Genomic DNA, 16,373 nt, shown 5'->3' on the forward strand with positions numbered 1-16,373 from the left:
CTAGATGATGCCGATGGCAGTGATGGCCATGTCGACCAGCTTTATGCCGATAAAGGGTGTGACAAGGCCGCCGAGGCCGTAGATCAGGAGATTGCGCGACAACAGTGCCGCAGCGCCCACCGGTCGGTATTTGACGCCGCGCAGGGCAAGCGGGATCAGGGCAACGATGATCAAGGCGTTGAAAATCACGGCGGAGAGGATCGCCGACTGGGGCGAGGCCAGGCCCATAATGTTGAGCGCGCCAAGGCCGGGATAGGTTGCGACAAACAGGGCCGGGATGATGGCAAAGTATTTTGCCACGTCATTGGCCATCGAAAACGTCGTGAGCGCTCCGCGTGTCATGAGGATCTGCTTGCCGATCTCGACGATTTCGATGAGCTTGGTGGGACTGCTGTCGAGGTCGACCATGTTGCCGGCTTCGCGCGCCGCCTGGGTGCCGGACTGCATGGCAACGCCGACATCGGCCTGGGCAAGCGCAGGGGCATCGTTGGTGCCGTCGCCGCACATGGCGACAAGCCGGCCGCCGGTCTGCTCCTTGCGGATATAGTCCAGTTTTTGTTCCGGCGTGGCTTCGGCGATGAAGTCGTCGACGCCGGCTTCGGAGGCAATGGCGGCGGCGGTGACAGGATTGTCGCCGGTGATCATGACCGTGCGGATGCCCATGGCGCGCAGGTCCGCAAAACGCTCCTTGATACCGGGTTTCACCACGTCCTTGAGATGGATAACGCCGAGCAGTCTGTCAGCGTCGGCCACGGCCAGAGGCGTGCCGCCAGTGCGGGCGATAGCATCCACGGCCTTATTGAATGCGGCGCCGGCCCCCGATCGATCGAGACCGACGAAGCGCAGCACGGCATCCACGGCGCCCTTGCGGATACGCCGGCCGCCGACATCGACGCCCGAGAGACGCGTCTGCGCGGAGAACGCAATAAAGGTGGTCGCGATGGCCGTATGCGCCGGTGCTATGGCGTGGTAGTCGTCGCGGGCAAGTGCCACGGTGGAGCGGCCTTCGGCGGTTTCGTCGGCAAGGCTGGCGAGCAGCACGGCCTCGACCAGCTCGCGCTCGGTCACGCCGTCCACCGGCACGAATGCGGAAGCCATGCGATTGCCGAATGTGATGGTGCCGGTCTTGTCGAGCAGCAGGGTGTCAACATCGCCAGCGGCTTCTACGGCCCGCCCGGAGGTAGCGATGACGTTGAATCGAATCAGCCGATCCATGCCGGCAATGCCGATGGCCGAGAGCAAGCCGCCTATGGTGGTGGGGATCAGCGTCACCAGCAGCGCCGCCAGCACAGCCACCGAAAGCTCGGTGCCCGAATAGAGCGCCAGCCCGTAGAGGGTGACGACAGCAATGAGGAAGATCAGCGTCAGGCCCGAAAGCAGGATCGAAAGAGCGATCTCGTTGGGTGTCTTCTGCCGCTGGGCGCCTTCGATCAGGCCGATCATCCGATCGACAAAGCTTTCCCCGGGGCGAGTGGTGATGCGCACCTTGAGCCAGTCGGAAATAACCTGCGTGCCGCCGGTCACGGCGGAGCGGTCGCCACCGGCTTCCCGGACCACAGGCGCGGACTCGCCGGTAACGGCGCTCTCATTGACCGAGGCCACGCCTTCCACGATCTCCCCGTCGCCGGGGATGATGTCATTGGCTTCGACAATGACGATATCGCCGATCTTGAGGGCCGCAGCCGGAATGACCTCGCTGGCGTGGTCACCGCGCCTGTCGGGGAAGAGCAGCTTCTTGGCGATGAGATCGGTCTTGGAGCGGCGAAGGCTCTCCGCCTGGGCTTTGCCGCGCCCTTCAGCAACGGCTTCGGCGAAGGTCGCGAACAGCACGGTGAACCAGAGCCAGAGCGCGATCTGCAGCGAGAAAGCAATGCCGGTGCCGGTCAGAGCATCCTCAATCGCGATGGCAGTGACCACCACAGCGACGATTTCGGTGACGAAAATCACCGGATTGCGGATCAATTGGCGCGGATCAAGTTTGATGATCGCGTCCTTGAGCGCCGGGACCAGAATAGCCGGGTTGAAGATGGATATGGCAGCGTTGGACATGTGAAAGGTCCTTAAAAGCTCTGGCCGGCGAGCATGGAGAAATGCTCCGCGATGGGCCCGAGAGCCAGGGCCGGGAAGAACTGCAACCCGCCCATTATGAGGATGATGCCGATCAGCAGACCGACAAATAGCGGCCTGTCGGTCGGAAAGCTGCCGGAGGAGGCTTCGGCACGTGGCTTGGAGGCGAGCGAACCCGCAATGGCGAGGACCGGCACGATGTAAGCGAAGCGCCCGAGCAGCATGGCGATCCCCAGGGTCGTATTGTACCAGGATGTATTGCCGCTGAGCCCGCCAAAGGCCGAGCCATTGTTGCCGGCGGCCGAGGTGAAGGCATAGAGAATTTCGCTCAATCCATGCGGCCCCGGCGTGGTGATGGAACTGATGCCGAATTCGGCGACGGCGGACACCGCAGTGAAGCCCAGGATCGTCAGCGGCAGGATGAGAACAGCCAGCATGGCCAGCTTCATCTCGCGCGCTTCGATCTTCTTGCCGAGGAATTCGGGCGTACGGCCAACCATGAGGCCGGCGACGAACACTGCAAGAATGGCAAAGACGATCATGCCATACAGCCCCGAACCGATACCGCCGGGCAAGACCTCGCCCAACTGAATCAGGAACATCGGCACGAGACCACCGAGAGGGGTCAGCGAGGAATGCATCGCATTGACGCCGCCATTGGAAAGGCCGGTGGTGACCGCGGTGTAGAGCGCGGACATGGCCTGACCGAAGCGAACCTCCTTCCCCTCCATATTGCCCGGGAGCGCATCGACACCTATGGCGTGCAGCATTGGATTGCCGGCGGTTTCGGCCCAGTAGACCACGCCCGCACCAGCTGTCAGCAGCACCAGAGTGACCGCAATCAGCGCCCAACCTTGACGTCGGCTGCCGACGAGTTGGCCGAAGGCGTAGACCAGGGCCAGGGACACTGAGAGCATGGCGATGATGTTGAGATAGTTCGAGAAGGCGCTGGGATTTTCAAATGGGTGTGCCGCGTTGACGTTGAAGAAACCGCCGCCATTGGTGCCCAGCTGCTTGATGGCTTCCTGGCTCGCGACCGGCCCGGTGGCGATGGTCTGCTGCGCGCCTTCGAGCGTGGTGGCGACGACGTTGGCGTCCAGGCTCTGCGGCAAGCCCAGGGCGATAAAGGCCAAGGTGACGAGCATCGCGAGCGGCAGCAGGACGTAAAGCGTGGCCCGGGTCATATCGACCCAGAAATTGCCAAGCTCGGAAACCTTGGAGCGCATAAAGGCGCGGGTGACGGCGATAGCCACCGCCATGCCCGTCGCGGCCGACAGGAAATTTTGAACCGTCAGACCCGCCATCTGGCTGAATTGGCTGAGGGTGGTTTCACCACCATAGTTCTGCCAATTGGTATTGGTGACGAAACTGACCGCCGTGTTGAAAGCGAGGTCGGGCGCCATGGGCCCAAAACCCAGGGGATTGAACGGCAAAACATGCTGCATGCGCAGCATGGCATAGAGTGCAATGAAGCCGGCGAGGCTGAACAGCAGCACCGACACGGCATAGGCAAGCCAGCCCTGTTCTTTGTCTGCGCGAACGCCGGCAAGGGCATAAAAACCGGCCTCGACCGGGCAGAGCACCGGCGAGAGCCAGACAGGTTCGCCAGCGAATACGCGCGCCATGTACAGGCCGAGCGGCTTGGCGAGCAGCAGGACTGCTATCAGCACGAGGGCGATCTGCAGCCATCCGGAAATGGTCATGATTGCCGCTCGCTAAAACAGCTCGGGACGCAGCAGCGTCACCAGCAGGAAGACGGCGAGGCCAAGGGCAACAAGGAATGCCACCAGCAGCATGGTGACCTCACAGCCGATCGAGCGCGAAAGCATAGGCGGCCAGCGCCGCCAGCGTCCCTGCGCCAACAAAAATGAACAACAGATCGAGCATGGCAGATGCCTCCAGTTTGGAGCCCTGCGATGCACCCTCACGCCATCAAGTTTCCATTCGAAATGGGCGTATTCGGCATAAGGATTTCATAAAGCTGGCGCGTCCAGCTGGTGTTGAATGCACGCTGGAAGACTATTCGAACCAGCCTTGACCGACCAGTCTCAGGCGAGGCGTGTGCAGTGGCGCAACGATTGTCTCGACATGATCGGGCAGCGCTGTTTTCCAGGCCTCGCCCTGCAGCATCGCGCAACCGATGACCACCGGCTTTATGCCCGCGCGTTCGAGCAGGTTTAGCGCCGAGGTGATGGATTGGCCCGAACTGATGACATCGTCGATGAGCGCGACACGTCGGTGTTCGAGCAGTGGCAGCATGCGCGGATCGAGAAACAACGTCTTGCCGCCGCCTGGCGTGGTGATGGACTTGAGCGGCACGGAGAGGTCGTCGCGATACCAGAACTTGCGCGATGTCCCGAGCGGCACGATACGCGAATGGCCAAGGCGCCGGGCCACATTGGCCGCCAGCGGCAGCCCAAGTGTCGGTACGCCGACGATGATGTCAGGGATAAAGGGCGCGACCAACTCTGTCAGCGCTGAGGCCAGAGCGTCTTCGACCGCAAAGCTCGCCTGGTTGATGATAAGCGAGGCGACTGCGCTTTGCCCGTCACCGGGCAGCACCCTGATCGGCAGGACGAGCTGGCTGCCGTCCGGCAGCACCGCCGGATAGAAACCGGAATGGCCCGTCGCAGGGCCCCTGTCATGGGTGCCCGGCGCAAGCAAGATCTGCCAGAATTCGTGAGGCTGGTATGTCACGCTGGTCCTTGATCGAAGGGCGCATCGCTGCAAAAGACTGTACGTCTATGACAAGGGGCGCGCGCCGATGCAATGGGGTGACAACGATCCGTTCGAACTGGAAGCCATGGTGGCGCTGCGGCGTGATTTGCATGCCCATCCAGAACTGGGTTTTGAAGAGGTGCGAACCAGCGCTATCGTCGCCGACAAACTGGCGGAAGCCGGCATTGATGTGCATCGTGGCCTGGGCGGCACCGGCATTGTCGGTACGCTGAAAATCGGGGAGGGCACCCGTCGCATCGCCCTGCGCGCAGACATGGATGCGCTGGCCATGCCCGAGCTCGCTGAACGTCCCTATCGCTCGGAGACAGCCAATACCATGCATGCCTGCGGCCATGACGGCCACACCGTGATGCTGCTGGCTGCGGCGCGGCATCTGGCACGTAGCCGGAATTTTTCCGGCACCGTCCACTTCATTTTCCAGCCCGCCGAAGAGGGGCGCGGGGGCGCCAAGGCGATGATCGAGGACGGATTTTTCGATCTCTTTCCGGTCGACGCCGTTTACGGCCTCCACAACATGCCGGGCCTCGCGGTCGATGAAATGGCGGTAGTCCCCGGGCCGCAATTGGCATCGTCCGATAGCTGGACCGTTACCTTTTCCGGCACCGGCACCCATGGAGCCAAGCCGCATCTGGGACGCGATGCCGTCACCGCCGCGGGGCATTTCCTTGCAGCATTGCACACTATCGTGGCGCGGGTCGTCGATCCGCTGCAACCGGCCGTGGTCAGCGCCTGCGCCCTGCAAGCTGGGGACTTCAACGCACTCAACGTCATTCCCGACCAGGTGCGTATCGGCGGCACGGCGCGCGCCTATTCTCCCATCGTCCGAGACCAGCTCGAAGCCGAAATCGGCGTGATTGCGCGGGGCGTCGCCGCAACCTTCGGCATAGCGGCGAACTACGTATTCGAGCGTCGCATCCCTCCTGTCGTCAATGCTGCCGATGCAACCATGCGCGCGCTCCGCGCCGCCAAGGCCGTTTCCGAGAGGCCGGTGGTCGAGAATTTTCCGCCTTCGACCGCTGGCGATGATTTCGCCGAATTCTCTGCGCGTGTGCCGGGAGCCTATGTCTGGCTGGGTAACGGTCCGGCCGTCGACGGCGCGCTCCATCACAATTCGCGCTATGATTTCAACGACGACGCCATCCTGACGGGCGCCCGGTTCTGGACAGCGCTGGTGGAGCAGGAACTGCGCCAATAGCGCTACGGGCGCGAGACAAAGCCGGTTTGCAGCAGCGCCAGCGCCCGTTCCGTATCGACGGCCATGGCAACCTTTGCCGGCCGTCCATGCGCGTCGATGCGAACGGCGCCGGGGTCGACGACGAGATCGACGGCCAGCCGCATCGGTTCCGTCCCGAAAATCTCAGGCGCCAGAGCGTAAAGCATGACGCATGGATCGTGCAGCGGTCGGCTTTCGCGGCCATCATGGAAGTAGGCGCGCAGCAAATGCTCGGCGACAGCACCATGCGGACTGCGGCCCAGGCTTTCGATGTAAGAGGCATCCACCCGCACCTTGCGCGTGACGTCGAGCGGAATGACCGTCAGGTCGAGGGCCGCGTCGAGGACTACTTGCAGGGCTTCCGGGTCCGAGGCGAAGTTGAATTCCGAATGCGGGCCGACATTGCCCTTTTCGTGGATGGCACCGCCCATGGCGATGATCCGCCCGATCCGGGCGGCAACCTCGGGATGCTTCTCGATCAGCGCGGCAAGGTTGGTCAAAGGTCCAAGCGCCAGAATGGCAATGCTGCCCAAGGGGTAATCCTTCAACGTTGCCGCCATCCAGGCAACGGCGTCGGGCAGTGGTGCCTGTTCGGCCTGTGGCAGAACTACGCCGCCCAGGCCGTCACTGCCGTGAATTGCTGCCTCGTTGATCCCTGGACGCCGGAGCGGCTGCGCTGCGCCCCGCGCCACCGGTAGTTTGGCGTTCATCAAGCGAACAAGGCTGGCCGCATTGGCTGTCGTCCGCTCGATCCCGATATTGCCGGCAACGCTGGTCAGCCCCAGCACGTCGAATTGACCGCATCCGAGCGCGAAAAGGATGGCGATGGCGTCATCCAGACCCGGGTCGGTGTCAATAATGACGTGTCTAGTCATAGAACGGTTCCAGGATCATTTCGGGCACTTGAACAAGCCCTTGTCGGTAATAGGCAGTTCCGCAATCACGGCAAGCGGCATCAGGTTGAAGCCAGCCACTCCAGGCTCTGGTCGACTTGGGCATCTGCATAAGCCAGAGCGGCGTCGAGATCGGTCATGGTACAAGACTATCCAGCCGCGCCATTTCCCCTTTGAACTGGCGGGCAATCTGGTTGGCATCGGACATGATCCGGGCTGGCTCGAGGGTCTGAACCTGACGGTTGCGCATCAGCCAGCGACCGGCCACCATCGTGTGGGTGACGTCCGTGGGCATGGCGGCAAAAACGAGGGCGGAATACGGATCGTACATGGGCTGCATGCGCGAGGACTTGGTGCTCACGCGGATAAGGTCGGCCTGCTTGCCTGGTTCGAGCGAGCCCGTTTTGAGATTGAGGCTCAGCGCTCTTGCGCCCTCGATGGTGGCCATTTGGATCACCTCCACAGCCGGTAGCGGCTTACGCGAACCGGCTAGCAGCTTGGCAAACATCGAAACGGGAGCAAACTGGCTGAACAGGTCGAGCGTATTGCCGCTCATCGCCCCGTCACTGCCAATGCCGCGGGGGAGGCCCGCATTGCGCAGCTTTTCGACCGGAGAAATGCCGCGTCCCGCCTTGCCATTGGAACGCGGATTGGTGACGACGCAGACCTGTTCGACCGACATCATCAGGATGTCATCATCATCCAACTGCAGGCAATGGGCGCAGATGAGATTGGGTTTCAAGAGCCCCGATTCCTGCGTGACGGCCACGCTGGACTTGCTATGGGTTTCCTGCGCCCATTTTACTTCCAGGGTCGACTCCGCCAGGTGAATCTGGACCGGCACGTTGGGATGCGCTTCGGACCATTCGGCAATCCGCGCCATAGTTTGGAGCCCGGTGGAATAGGGCGCATGCGGTGCGATTGATGGCGTGACCAGCGGATGGCCGGCAAAGCGATCCATGAGGTCCTCGACCCGGGCAAAGCCTTCGTCGAAACTCCGGTGGTCGGGTGGGCTGAAATCGGCCAGCGTCTGCCCGACAATGGCGCGCAATCCGGCCTCGGCGCAGACATCGCCCACTTCGGTTTCGAAATAGTACATGTCGGCGACGGTGGTGACGCCGCCCTGGATCATTTCGAGCGCCGACAGTGCTGAGCCGGCCCGGACCATTTCGGGCGACACGAAGGTGCGCTCGAGCGGGAGGATATAGCGATAGAGCCGGTCGTCGACATCTTCGCCCAGCCCCCGAAATAGCGACATGGCCATGTGGCAATGGGCATTGACCATGCCCGGCATGACGATATCGTCATCGCAATCGAGAATTTCGGCCCCGGCAATATCAGGGGCAGGCCCGCCGCCCAATGCGGTGATGACCGAGCCATCCACCTGCACCCATCCGCGCTCATGAACGGTGAGATCATCGTCCATGGTGACGACGAGGGCGTTGGTAAAAAGGATTGTCATTCCACCGCCAGAACGGTGCATTGCTCTGGCACCGGCACCAATTTGGCTGCACTGCCGGGCTCAAGCATACGGGTGAGCGGGCCATTGGCGATCAGCGCGCCAGCGGTCGTGTCACACTGATACTGATACGCGCGGCCAAGATAGGTGCGCAGGCCCAATATCGCGGGGATACCTTCCACGGCCATATTGTCTGTCACCGCCAGACCATCGGCGCGGCAGGCCAGAATGAAATTATCCGGGATGGTGCCGAAATGCTCGAGGCCCAGCGTCAGACGGACGCCGCCTGCAGCTTCCGCCGTCACCTTGGCGCCGTCGCGCTCGACGACCTTCATAGTGATGAGGTTTTCAAATCCCACGAAGCGGGCGACGAAGGCATTGGCTGGGCGCTGATACAGGATTTCTGGCGTATCGAGCTGCATGATGCGCCCCGCATGCATGATGGCGACGCGATCCGAGATGGAGAACGCTTCTTCCTGGTCATGCGTGACATAGACCGATGTCGTGCCATTGGCGCGCTGCAGCTGGCGGATTTCCACCCGCATATCGATGCGCAGCTTGGCGTCGAGATTGGATAGCGGCTCATCGAACATCAGGAGTGGCGGCTCGATGACCAGCGCACGGGCCAAAGCGACACGCTGTTTCTGTCCGCCCGACAGGGCAGCCGGCAATCTGTCGGCCAGATGAGCGAGCCCGACGCGCTCGAGCATGGCAGTGATGCGCTTGGTCTTGGCTTCGCCCGAAATTCCGCGCTGCTTGAGCCCGAAGCCAACATTGTCGGCCACCGACAAATGGGGAAAGAGCGCATAGTTTTGAAACACCAGGCCGATGTCGCGCTGGTGTGCAGGCAGTCGTGTCAGGTCCTTGCCGCCCAGGGTGATGCTGCCAGAGCTGGGTTGCAGGAAGCCCGCGACGAGGCGGAGCGTCGTGGTCTTGCCGCAGCCCGAGGCGCCGAGCAGGGACACGAGTTCACCCTCGCCGATATCGAGTGAAAGGTCTTCGAGCACCTTGGTCTGCCCGTAATGGGCGGTGATATTGCGGATGGAAAGCGGCTTGGTCACGGGCGAACTCTATTTGGCAAGGAAGGTGAGGCCCAGGGTGCGCTCGACAATGGCCATGACCGCGACGGTCAGGACCATGAGCAGCACCGAAACCGAGGCCACGGTGGGATCGAAGAATTGCTCCATATGCGCCAGGAGTTGGATTGGCAGGGTGGACAGGCCCGGCCCGGTCAGGAAAATCGAGATCGAGACGTCGTTGATCGAGGTGATGAAGGCCAGGATGAAGGCCGCGATCACGCCTGAGCGCACATTGGGCAACAGCACGGTGAAAAAGGTCTTGAGCGGCGGCGAGCCAAGGCTGATGGCGGCTTCTTCGATGGAGAAATCGAAGGAGGCCAGCGAGGCGGAGATCACCCGGATGACATAGGGCAGGATAAGGATCGTATGCCCGATGACCAGCGACAGATAGATCGGCGCGTTGAATTGGAAGGCAAGGTTTTTCAGCAGCGAAAAGCCCAGCACCAGTTCGGGCACCAGTACCGGCAATACGAACAGGGTCGAGAGCCAGGCCGGCAATTGTACCCGGTGGCGGTTGAGGGCATAGGCAGCCGGAATGCCGATCAACAGGGCCAGGAAAGTGGCGATGAACGCCACCTGCAGGCTGGTGAGGATGGTGCGCCGGAAGGCATCGATGGCAAAGATGTTTTCAAACCAGCGGAAGCTGATGCCCTGCGGCGGAAAGGTCAGATAGGTGGTGTCGCTGATGGCTGCGCCGAAGACGATGACCAGCGGCCCTACCAGAAACAGGAATACGAGGACGGTGAAGCCGATCAGGGCGGGATGGATCTTTGTCGGCATCAGACGGCCATTGGGTTGAGACGGCGGGCAATGCGGGTCATGACCAGCACGATGGCGATGGTGATGACAACCATGATGGCGGCGATGGTCGAGGCGCTCACCCAGTCGAAGGTCACCATGGCCTGCTGATACATCAGCGTACCCATCATCATGACCTGTTCACCGCCGAGCAATTGCGGGGTCGCGTAGGAAGTGAAGCTGCCGGTAAAGACCAGAACGGCGCCCACGATCAGTCCGGGGACTGCCAGCGGCAGGATGACCTGGGTGAAGGTCGCGGACGGTTTGGCGCCGAGCGAGGCCGAGGCCTGGATGAGGTCGTCGGGAATGGCTTCGAGCACGCCGACCAGCGTCAGGATCATCAGTGGCACGAACAGATAGACCATGGCCACGATCACCGCGCCCTGGGTGTAGAGCATGGCGAAGGGCTCGCTGATCAGCCCCAGATTGATCAGCGTAGAATTGAGGATGCCATTCTTGCCGAGGATGATCAGCCAGGCAAAGGAACGGACCACAACGCCGGTCAGCAGGGGGAAGACGGCGGCGATGATGAGGATGGACTTGAGCCAGCCGGGGGAGCGCGACACCACATAGGCAGTGATGAAACCGATCACCAGCGCAATCGCTGTGACGATCAGCGACACATTGATGGTGCGCAGCAGGACGGTGCGGCGGAAGCCGCTGGCAAAGAAGGCCTGATAGGGGGCCAGCGGCCCGCCTGGCGTCCCGAAAGTGGTGTAGATGGTGGCTGCCACCGGGGCGATGAGGCCCAAAAGGATCAGCAGCGTGGCTGGCGAGGCCAGCGTCCATCCGGAAAAACGTTTCATTCTGCCAGGCTTTTATTCGAGTGCAGATGGAATGCCGCGCGGATACGAACCCGCGCGGCAAAGGCGATTACATGCCGAAGATCTCGTTCCAGCGATCCACCCAACCGCCCTTGGCGGCATTGAGCTTGGCGTAGTCGAGACGCTGCAGGCCAGCAATCACGTCGGCGCCATAGGTCCAGAGCGCAGCCTGTTCCGGGGTCAGCTCGACAGCGGTGGATACCGGCGCATCAACGCCGTCTTCGGCCAGCTTTTGCTGAATTTCAGGCGATAGGATGAAGTTGATGAACTCATAGGCCAGCTCGGGTTCCGCTGCGCCCACCGGGATGTTCACCGTGTTGAGCGTGGCGATGGAGCCTTCCTTGAGATCGGCCCAGACGACGCTGGGAACCGCAGCCTTGATCTGGCCGAGCGTGAAGTCCTGCGCCACTGCGGCGGTGATTTCGCCGGTCGAGAACAGGTTAATCATCTCCGAGCCGGTATTGTAGTTCTTGACCACGTTGGGCTTCAGCGCCTCGATGCCCGTAAAGGCAGCATCGGCGTCCTCGAAGGCATCGACGCCTTCATGGGTGCCGGCCTTGAGCACGACCATGGGGCCAGCCGTGGTGGTGATCCCCGGCAGCGACAGGGAGGCGGCGAGGTCTTCGCGCCACAGATCGTCCCAGGAGGTGATGGGTGCGCTGATCTTGTCCGCGTCATAGACGACGCCGACGCGACCGATGGAATAGGCCGGCCCATAGCCGCCCTGCGGGTCCTTGGCCAGATCGTAGAGGCCCTCCACATTCGGCAGCTTGGAGCGGTCGAGCTTCTGGAACAGGCCCAGATCGATCCCCTGCTGGGAGAAGCTGTCGGAGAAATAGGCGACGTCGACGCCGGCGCCGTTGCGGATCTGGATCTTGTTCAGGCGTTCGCCGTTATTGCCGGTCTCGAACACGATCTCGCAGCCACACTTCTCGCGGAAGGGGGCGAGAATGATCGATTCGAGCTTTTCTCCGTTGAAGCCCCACCAGGAGATGGTCAGCGTCTTGCCCTGCGCGAAGGCGGGGGTAGCGAAAGCCGTGGCAGCGGCCAGGCCGAGTGCCAGTGCGGTCTTAGCAAATGGTGTCATTTCGGGCATTCCCTTGAACCGCTGCTGGGTGCGCAACGGAATTGTTGTTGATGGTCTCCCTGACAGGGGAGCCTATTTTTCGGGCGATATGGGTGCAAGCTCATAATGCGGGCAGTAGAAGGCTTTCCCGCCTGAATCTGAAGGACAAGGTCGCTGCTGGCTCGACTCCGTTCGTTCAGGTTGCAGGTAAGGGCTCAACTGTAGCCGCGGCGGTCGGCCGGACGCGAACCGGAACGCCATCGATCCACACATTGGCTATATTGGCGCGCGTAGCGCCATAGATGATTTTTTGGAAGATATCCCCCGGGCTTTCACCGCCAAAGAGGCGGATGGCGCCGTCCTCGGCGCTGGTGTCCACTGCCATGGCATCGAAGTGGTAGCCGGGCGCCAGAACCCCGATCGGCAGGTCAAGCGCCACGCCGCCGCCTGCTGTTGCCAGGTGAAAGGCGGTGACCAGATCGATGGCCGAATTGGCCCGGCCACGCTCCGGCGCCGGACGGGCCGGGTCCACCCCATCTTCGAGCAGGCGCGAGGATTGCACGCTGGTAAGACATGCGCTGAACATCGAGGCCGAAGGTCCGCCGGAAATGTCGGTGCCCAGACCGACATGCACGCCTTTTTCCAACGCGTGCCGCAGCGGGAACACCGCATTGGCAAAGTAGATATTGGATAGCGCACAATGGGCCACGCCTGCGCCTCGCGCGATCAGGCGATCCATATCGGCGTCGGTCAAAAAGTTTGAGTGGGCCAGAATGGTCTTGCCGGTCAGAAGGCCGAACCCGTCCAGTGCTGCCGCATCGGTAATGCCGAACCGCTCCAAGACATGATGATGGGCCCAGTCGCTTTCCGAGCAATGAGTCTGGACGTGGCAATCGCATTCCGCTGCCAGTGCACCAAGCCCTGCGAGCGCCGCGTCGGTGCAAGAGGGGATGAAGCGCGGTGTGATCACCGGCAGCACGCGTCCCGAGCGATTGCGTGGGTGATTGCGGATATGCGCGATGACGTCGCGCGTATCGGCGACGGCTTCTTCGGCTGACATGTCGCGATAATCGTCCGGGCAAGCGGCCGGGTCGTCCATCACCACCTTGCCGACCAAAGCGCGCTGGCCCTTATCGATGCAGATATCGGCGAGGAGTTTGCTGGCCTCGCGGTCCTGCGTCGCAAAATAGAGCGCTGTTGTCGTGCCATTGGCGATGAGGTCGTCGACCAAAACCCCGTAACGGCGGCGCGCAAAGTCGAGGTCGGCATATTTGGCTTCCAGCGGGAAGGTGTATTTGCCGAGCCAGACTTCGAGCGGTTCGTCGAGCGCCAATCCGAGCTGGGGATATTGCGGAGCGTGGACATGCAGGTCCACCAACCCCGGCAAGCCGAATTGGTATTGCGGCAGCCGGTGCAGCCGGTCGGAAAGGCGGATCTCTTCGCGCATGCGATCCGGATGATCCGGGCTGAGCACGGCAGCGATGATGCCATCGTCCCCAACCACGATCAGCACATCGTCCAATATCTCCAACTGCCCCTGCTGCGGGGCATGAAAGAAGGAGCCGACAATGCCTTGGGAACCTTGGCGCATTACCAGACGACCTTATGGGTCTCGCCGGTCTGTACATTGACGAACCCATCGGGCGCCAACGGGGAAGGTGCCACCAGCACCCAGCGCCAGGGGGCGCAGGTCAGCGTGGCAAAAGCCAGCCGTTCGGGAAAACCAGGCCACCAGCGCGGCGAAAAAGTGGGCTCATACATCCACTCGATGGTTTCGCCCTGGCAGTAGAGCTCCGTCATTTCTGCGTCCAACTCGGGCGCGGGGCGACAGGTCATCAGCCCGCCCACCTCGTAGCGCACCGTGGCCAGCACCTTGCCGTCGCGGACCAGCGCCCAGCCGCCCTGGATGTCGTTAAGCGTGTTGACGGCCAGCGCCATGGCCTCGTCCGACGAACCCACAACCCAGATATTGTGTTTGTCGTGCCCCATGGAGCAGGCGAGGGCTGTGTCCGGCGTTTTCGGGCCCGTCCCCAGCCAGAACATTTTTGCGGTTTTGCCCTCGCCGGAAAAGCGGTCGACAATGGCGAATTTGGTGATGTTGCGGCTCGCATCGCGCTGAACCTCGCCATCCACCACAGCCAGGCTCGTCGTTGTGAAGGTGTCGTCCCAGTGGAATGGACGCAGTAGGGCGGCATTGGCCTCCTCTGCCGCACTCTGGGGCGCTGCAATGGCAAAGTCAGCGCCGGTGAGGCGACGGGCAATATTGACGGTTTTGGTTGCCCAATCGGGCCAGGCGATCTGCGGCACCGGCGCGATGTATTCCCGACCGCGCGACGCCTGGCGCCCATCGGCCCAGACCTCGGCAATGCCAAGCCGTGCCTCGTCGTCCAGCAGCACCAGATCGGCATAGCGGCCCGGCGCGATGGCCCCGACCCAAGGCGTCAGCCGCATATGGCGCGCCGGATTGATGGTCACCATCTGCACCGCAATTTCGAGCGGCAAGCCTGCCTCCATGGCCAGGCGCACATTATGGTCGGTGGCGCCGAGCTTGAGCGTGTCGGAGGCACTGCGATCATCGGTGCAGAGCGCAAAATTGGACCAGTCACCATGCCCGGCGGCAAGAAGCCCGGCGACGATGTCCTTTAGGGAATGCGGCCGCAATTCCATGAACAGCCCGCGCCGCAATTTGTCGGCCACTTCCTGACTGGTCCATGCCTCATGGTCCGAGGCCATGCCGGCGCCGGCAAAGGCGTTGATGTCGTCTATCGCGCGCATGCCCGCGGCATGCCCTTCCACCACGCCGCGGTTGGCAAAGGTCGCTTCGATCATGCCCCAGAGCCGCTCATGCGAGGGATTGTCGGGATTCCACACCGCGGGCCAGTCCATCACTTCGTCAAGGCCAGCCACGGCCAGATGGTCGCGCAGGAACCCGTCCTGTTCAGCAAAACCATAATGCCCGCCGCCCCATTCATAGGCGGTGGGTGGCACGGCGGAGCCGGGTAGGGGGAATATCTTGGCCAGCGAGCCTGCCCGCCGTGCTGTCATCCAGAATTCGAGATTGCGCGGCCCCTCGACATTGGAAAATTCGTGGCTGGCCTCGCAGGTCCAGGTGCAGCCATGAGGGATCACCAGCGCCGCTTCCCATTCGGGCGTCAGGTGGCTCGATTCGATATGCTTGTGCACTTCACCGAAGCCTGGCACGGCCGAAAGGTGGGAACGGTCGATCCGCTCACCCACTGTGCCGGGATAGGCGCCCGCCGGCCCCACCCAGGCGATGCGGCGGCCGGAAATGATGATCTCCTGATCCTCGTGCCAATTGCGCCCATAGGTGTCGAGCAGGCGACCGACGCGGATGGCGCGATCGGCCGGTTTCTTGCCGAGGGCCACAAGGGCCAGATGCTTTCGGATGGCGACTTCGTCGCTGGCGGAGATGATGAGATCGTCGGGTACCATAGTGGTGGTCCTATCCGATTCGGCCGCCGGCCCAGTCGGCCATTTGCGTCCAGAGTGGACCATATCCAGACCAATCCACAAAAGGCGGCGGTGCCCAATGGGGACCGCAATCGGAAGCAAACGCCACCGCGCGGCCCTGGCCGAACCGACCCGCCACCAGCAGCGGGTCGTCGCCCGCCATGGCAATGACATCGGCGCCCGGCTTGGCGGTCAGCCGATTGTAACCGAGCAGGGCCGGCCATTCGGAATCCAGCCCGGCGACGATGGGGTGGTCCTTGCTGATTTTTGGCACCACGCCCTGTGGGGCTTCCACCCGGTCATCGGCGCGCATCAGCCTCACCGGCAGCGCCTCCTCGGCGGGCGAGCCGGCATATTGCCCCTTGGCGTCGATGCCCTGGAAGGTGAGATAGCCACCCACCATGATGAAGCCTCCGCCCTTGGCCACATAGTCACGAATGGCGGCAAGCCGGTTGGGTAGCATCTTGGAACGGCTGAACGTGTCTGGATGCAACAGCAGCGTGTTGGCGCCGATATCCGAAAGGATCACGCAATCATAGGCGGCCAGCTCCTCGGGCGTGAACGGAAAGTCGCGCGCCGCTATATGGGCGGGCTGATAGGTCACGTCCCAGCCGCCGTCCTCAAGGGCCGCCCGCAGCCAGCGCACCCCTTCGGCATATTCTGTGGTCGTAAAGCTGTCGAAACCCTTCTGGTGAATGGAATGTACCGTCCAGGATTCGCCGGCGATGAGAATGCGTTTGGTCATGGATTATCCTTGGGGGGAG

General features: G+C 62.3%; 14 protein-coding genes. 1 reads left to right on the top strand and 13 read right to left on the bottom strand.

The genetic code is table 11. The annotated features are described in order from the left end of the window. The 4 genes from kdpB to DEVEQU_RS01760 form a co-directional block, all read right to left on the bottom strand. The gene (gene kdpB, locus DEVEQU_RS01745; protein WP_126148830.1) at positions 1 to 2,049 is read right to left on the bottom strand and encodes a potassium-transporting ATPase subunit KdpB; all 2,049 of its coding nucleotides are present in this window, start codon (positions 2,047 to 2,049) and stop codon (positions 1 to 3) included. A gap of 11 nt (positions 2,050 to 2,060) precedes the next feature. Then, positions 2,061 to 3,770, bottom strand: coding sequence for a potassium-transporting ATPase subunit KdpA (gene kdpA / locus DEVEQU_RS01750; RefSeq protein WP_126148831.1), 1,710 nt, complete (start codon positions 3,768 to 3,770; stop codon positions 2,061 to 2,063). A gap of 12 nt (positions 3,771 to 3,782) precedes the next feature. Next, positions 3,783 to 3,896 (bottom strand): potassium-transporting ATPase subunit F, encoded by a 114-nt coding sequence (locus tag DEVEQU_RS20160; protein ID WP_126148832.1) that lies wholly within the window; start codon positions 3,894 to 3,896, stop codon positions 3,783 to 3,785. Between the two features lie 190 nt (positions 3,897 to 4,086). Further along, positions 4,087 to 4,764 (bottom strand): phosphoribosyltransferase, encoded by a 678-nt coding sequence (locus DEVEQU_RS01760; RefSeq protein ID WP_126148833.1) that lies wholly within the window; start codon positions 4,762 to 4,764, stop codon positions 4,087 to 4,089. A 67-nt stretch (positions 4,765 to 4,831) separates the two neighbouring features. Between DEVEQU_RS01760 and DEVEQU_RS01765 the strand changes: the two genes are divergently transcribed. Beyond that, complete coding sequence (locus DEVEQU_RS01765; RefSeq protein ID WP_126148834.1) at positions 4,832 to 6,001, top strand: M20 aminoacylase family protein; 1,170 nt, start codon at positions 4,832 to 4,834, stop codon at positions 5,999 to 6,001. Positions 6,002 to 6,003: 2 nt separating this feature from the next. Here DEVEQU_RS01765 and DEVEQU_RS01770 read toward each other — a convergent pair whose 3' ends face one another. The 9 genes from DEVEQU_RS01770 to DEVEQU_RS01810 form a co-directional block, all read right to left on the bottom strand. Beyond that, positions 6,004 to 6,894, bottom strand: coding sequence for a nucleoside hydrolase (locus DEVEQU_RS01770; RefSeq protein WP_126148835.1), 891 nt, complete (start codon positions 6,892 to 6,894; stop codon positions 6,004 to 6,006). A 154-nt stretch (positions 6,895 to 7,048) separates the two neighbouring features. Continuing rightward, the gene (locus DEVEQU_RS01775; RefSeq protein WP_126148836.1) at positions 7,049 to 8,374 is read right to left on the bottom strand and encodes an amidohydrolase family protein; all 1,326 of its coding nucleotides are present in this window, start codon (positions 8,372 to 8,374) and stop codon (positions 7,049 to 7,051) included. Further along, positions 8,371 to 9,432: an ABC transporter ATP-binding protein gene (locus tag DEVEQU_RS01780; protein ID WP_126148837.1), complete on the bottom strand. Its 1,062-nt coding sequence runs from the start codon at positions 9,430 to 9,432 to the stop codon at positions 8,371 to 8,373. The genes DEVEQU_RS01775 and DEVEQU_RS01780 overlap by 4 nt, the downstream gene beginning before the upstream one ends. A 9-nt stretch (positions 9,433 to 9,441) precedes the next feature. After that, on the bottom strand, positions 9,442 to 10,233 hold the full coding sequence (locus tag DEVEQU_RS01785; protein WP_126148838.1) for an ABC transporter permease: 792 nt from the start codon (positions 10,231 to 10,233) through the stop codon (positions 9,442 to 9,444). After that, positions 10,230 to 11,054, bottom strand: a complete 825-nt coding sequence (locus DEVEQU_RS01790; protein ID WP_126148839.1) for an ABC transporter permease — start codon at positions 11,052 to 11,054, stop codon at positions 10,230 to 10,232. Before DEVEQU_RS01790 ends, DEVEQU_RS01785 begins: the two co-directional genes overlap by 4 nt. 67 nt (positions 11,055 to 11,121) lie before the next feature. Further along, positions 11,122 to 12,159, bottom strand: coding sequence for an ABC transporter substrate-binding protein (locus DEVEQU_RS01795; protein ID WP_126148840.1), 1,038 nt, complete (start codon positions 12,157 to 12,159; stop codon positions 11,122 to 11,124). 175 nt (positions 12,160 to 12,334) lie between these two features. After that, entirely contained in the window at positions 12,335 to 13,729 is a 1,395-nt protein-coding gene (gene guaD / locus DEVEQU_RS01800) for a guanine deaminase (protein WP_126148841.1), read from the bottom strand. Further along, the gene (locus DEVEQU_RS01805; RefSeq protein ID WP_223214069.1) at positions 13,729 to 15,591 is read right to left on the bottom strand and encodes an adenine deaminase; all 1,863 of its coding nucleotides are present in this window, start codon (positions 15,589 to 15,591) and stop codon (positions 13,729 to 13,731) included. The genes guaD and DEVEQU_RS01805 overlap by 1 nt, the downstream gene beginning before the upstream one ends. Positions 15,592 to 15,601: 10 nt before the next feature. Beyond that, on the bottom strand, positions 15,602 to 16,354 hold the full coding sequence (locus tag DEVEQU_RS01810; protein ID WP_126148843.1) for a glutamine amidotransferase: 753 nt from the start codon (positions 16,352 to 16,354) through the stop codon (positions 15,602 to 15,604). Positions 16,355 to 16,373: the final 19 nt, after the last annotated feature.

Origin of the sequence: Devosia equisanguinis (assembly GCF_900631955.1) — a bacterium.
Classification (GTDB): domain Bacteria; phylum Pseudomonadota; class Alphaproteobacteria; order Rhizobiales; family Devosiaceae; genus Devosia; species Devosia equisanguinis.

What these genes read in the sequence shown, in the direction of transcription:
- kdpB (WP_126148830.1), bottom strand. Translation starts at nt 2,049, where the DNA reads ATGTCCAACGCTGCCATATCCATCTTCAACCCGGCTATTCTGGTCCCG.
- DEVEQU_RS01795 (WP_126148840.1), bottom strand. Translation starts at nt 12,159, where the DNA reads ATGACACCATTTGCTAAGACCGCACTGGCACTCGGCCTGGCCGCTGCC.
- DEVEQU_RS01810 (WP_126148843.1), bottom strand. Translation starts at nt 16,354, where the DNA reads ATGACCAAACGCATTCTCATCGCCGGCGAATCCTGGACGGTACATTCC.
- DEVEQU_RS01790 (WP_126148839.1), bottom strand. Translation starts at nt 11,054, where the DNA reads ATGAAACGTTTTTCCGGATGGACGCTGGCCTCGCCAGCCACGCTGCTG.
- DEVEQU_RS01805 (WP_223214069.1), bottom strand. Translation starts at nt 15,591, where the DNA reads ATGGTACCCGACGATCTCATCATCTCCGCCAGCGACGAAGTCGCCATC.
- kdpA (WP_126148831.1), bottom strand. Translation starts at nt 3,770, where the DNA reads ATGACCATTTCCGGATGGCTGCAGATCGCCCTCGTGCTGATAGCAGTC.
- DEVEQU_RS20160 (WP_126148832.1), bottom strand. Translation starts at nt 3,896, where the DNA reads ATGCTTTCGCGCTCGATCGGCTGTGAGGTCACCATGCTGCTGGTGGCA.
- DEVEQU_RS01775 (WP_126148836.1), bottom strand. Translation starts at nt 8,374, where the DNA reads ATGACAATCCTTTTTACCAACGCCCTCGTCGTCACCATGGACGATGAT.
- guaD (WP_126148841.1), bottom strand. Translation starts at nt 13,729, where the DNA reads ATGCGCCAAGGTTCCCAAGGCATTGTCGGCTCCTTCTTTCATGCCCCG.
- DEVEQU_RS01770 (WP_126148835.1), bottom strand. Translation starts at nt 6,894, where the DNA reads ATGACTAGACACGTCATTATTGACACCGACCCGGGTCTGGATGACGCC.
- DEVEQU_RS01765 (WP_126148834.1), top strand. Translation starts at nt 4,832, where the DNA reads ATGCAATGGGGTGACAACGATCCGTTCGAACTGGAAGCCATGGTGGCG.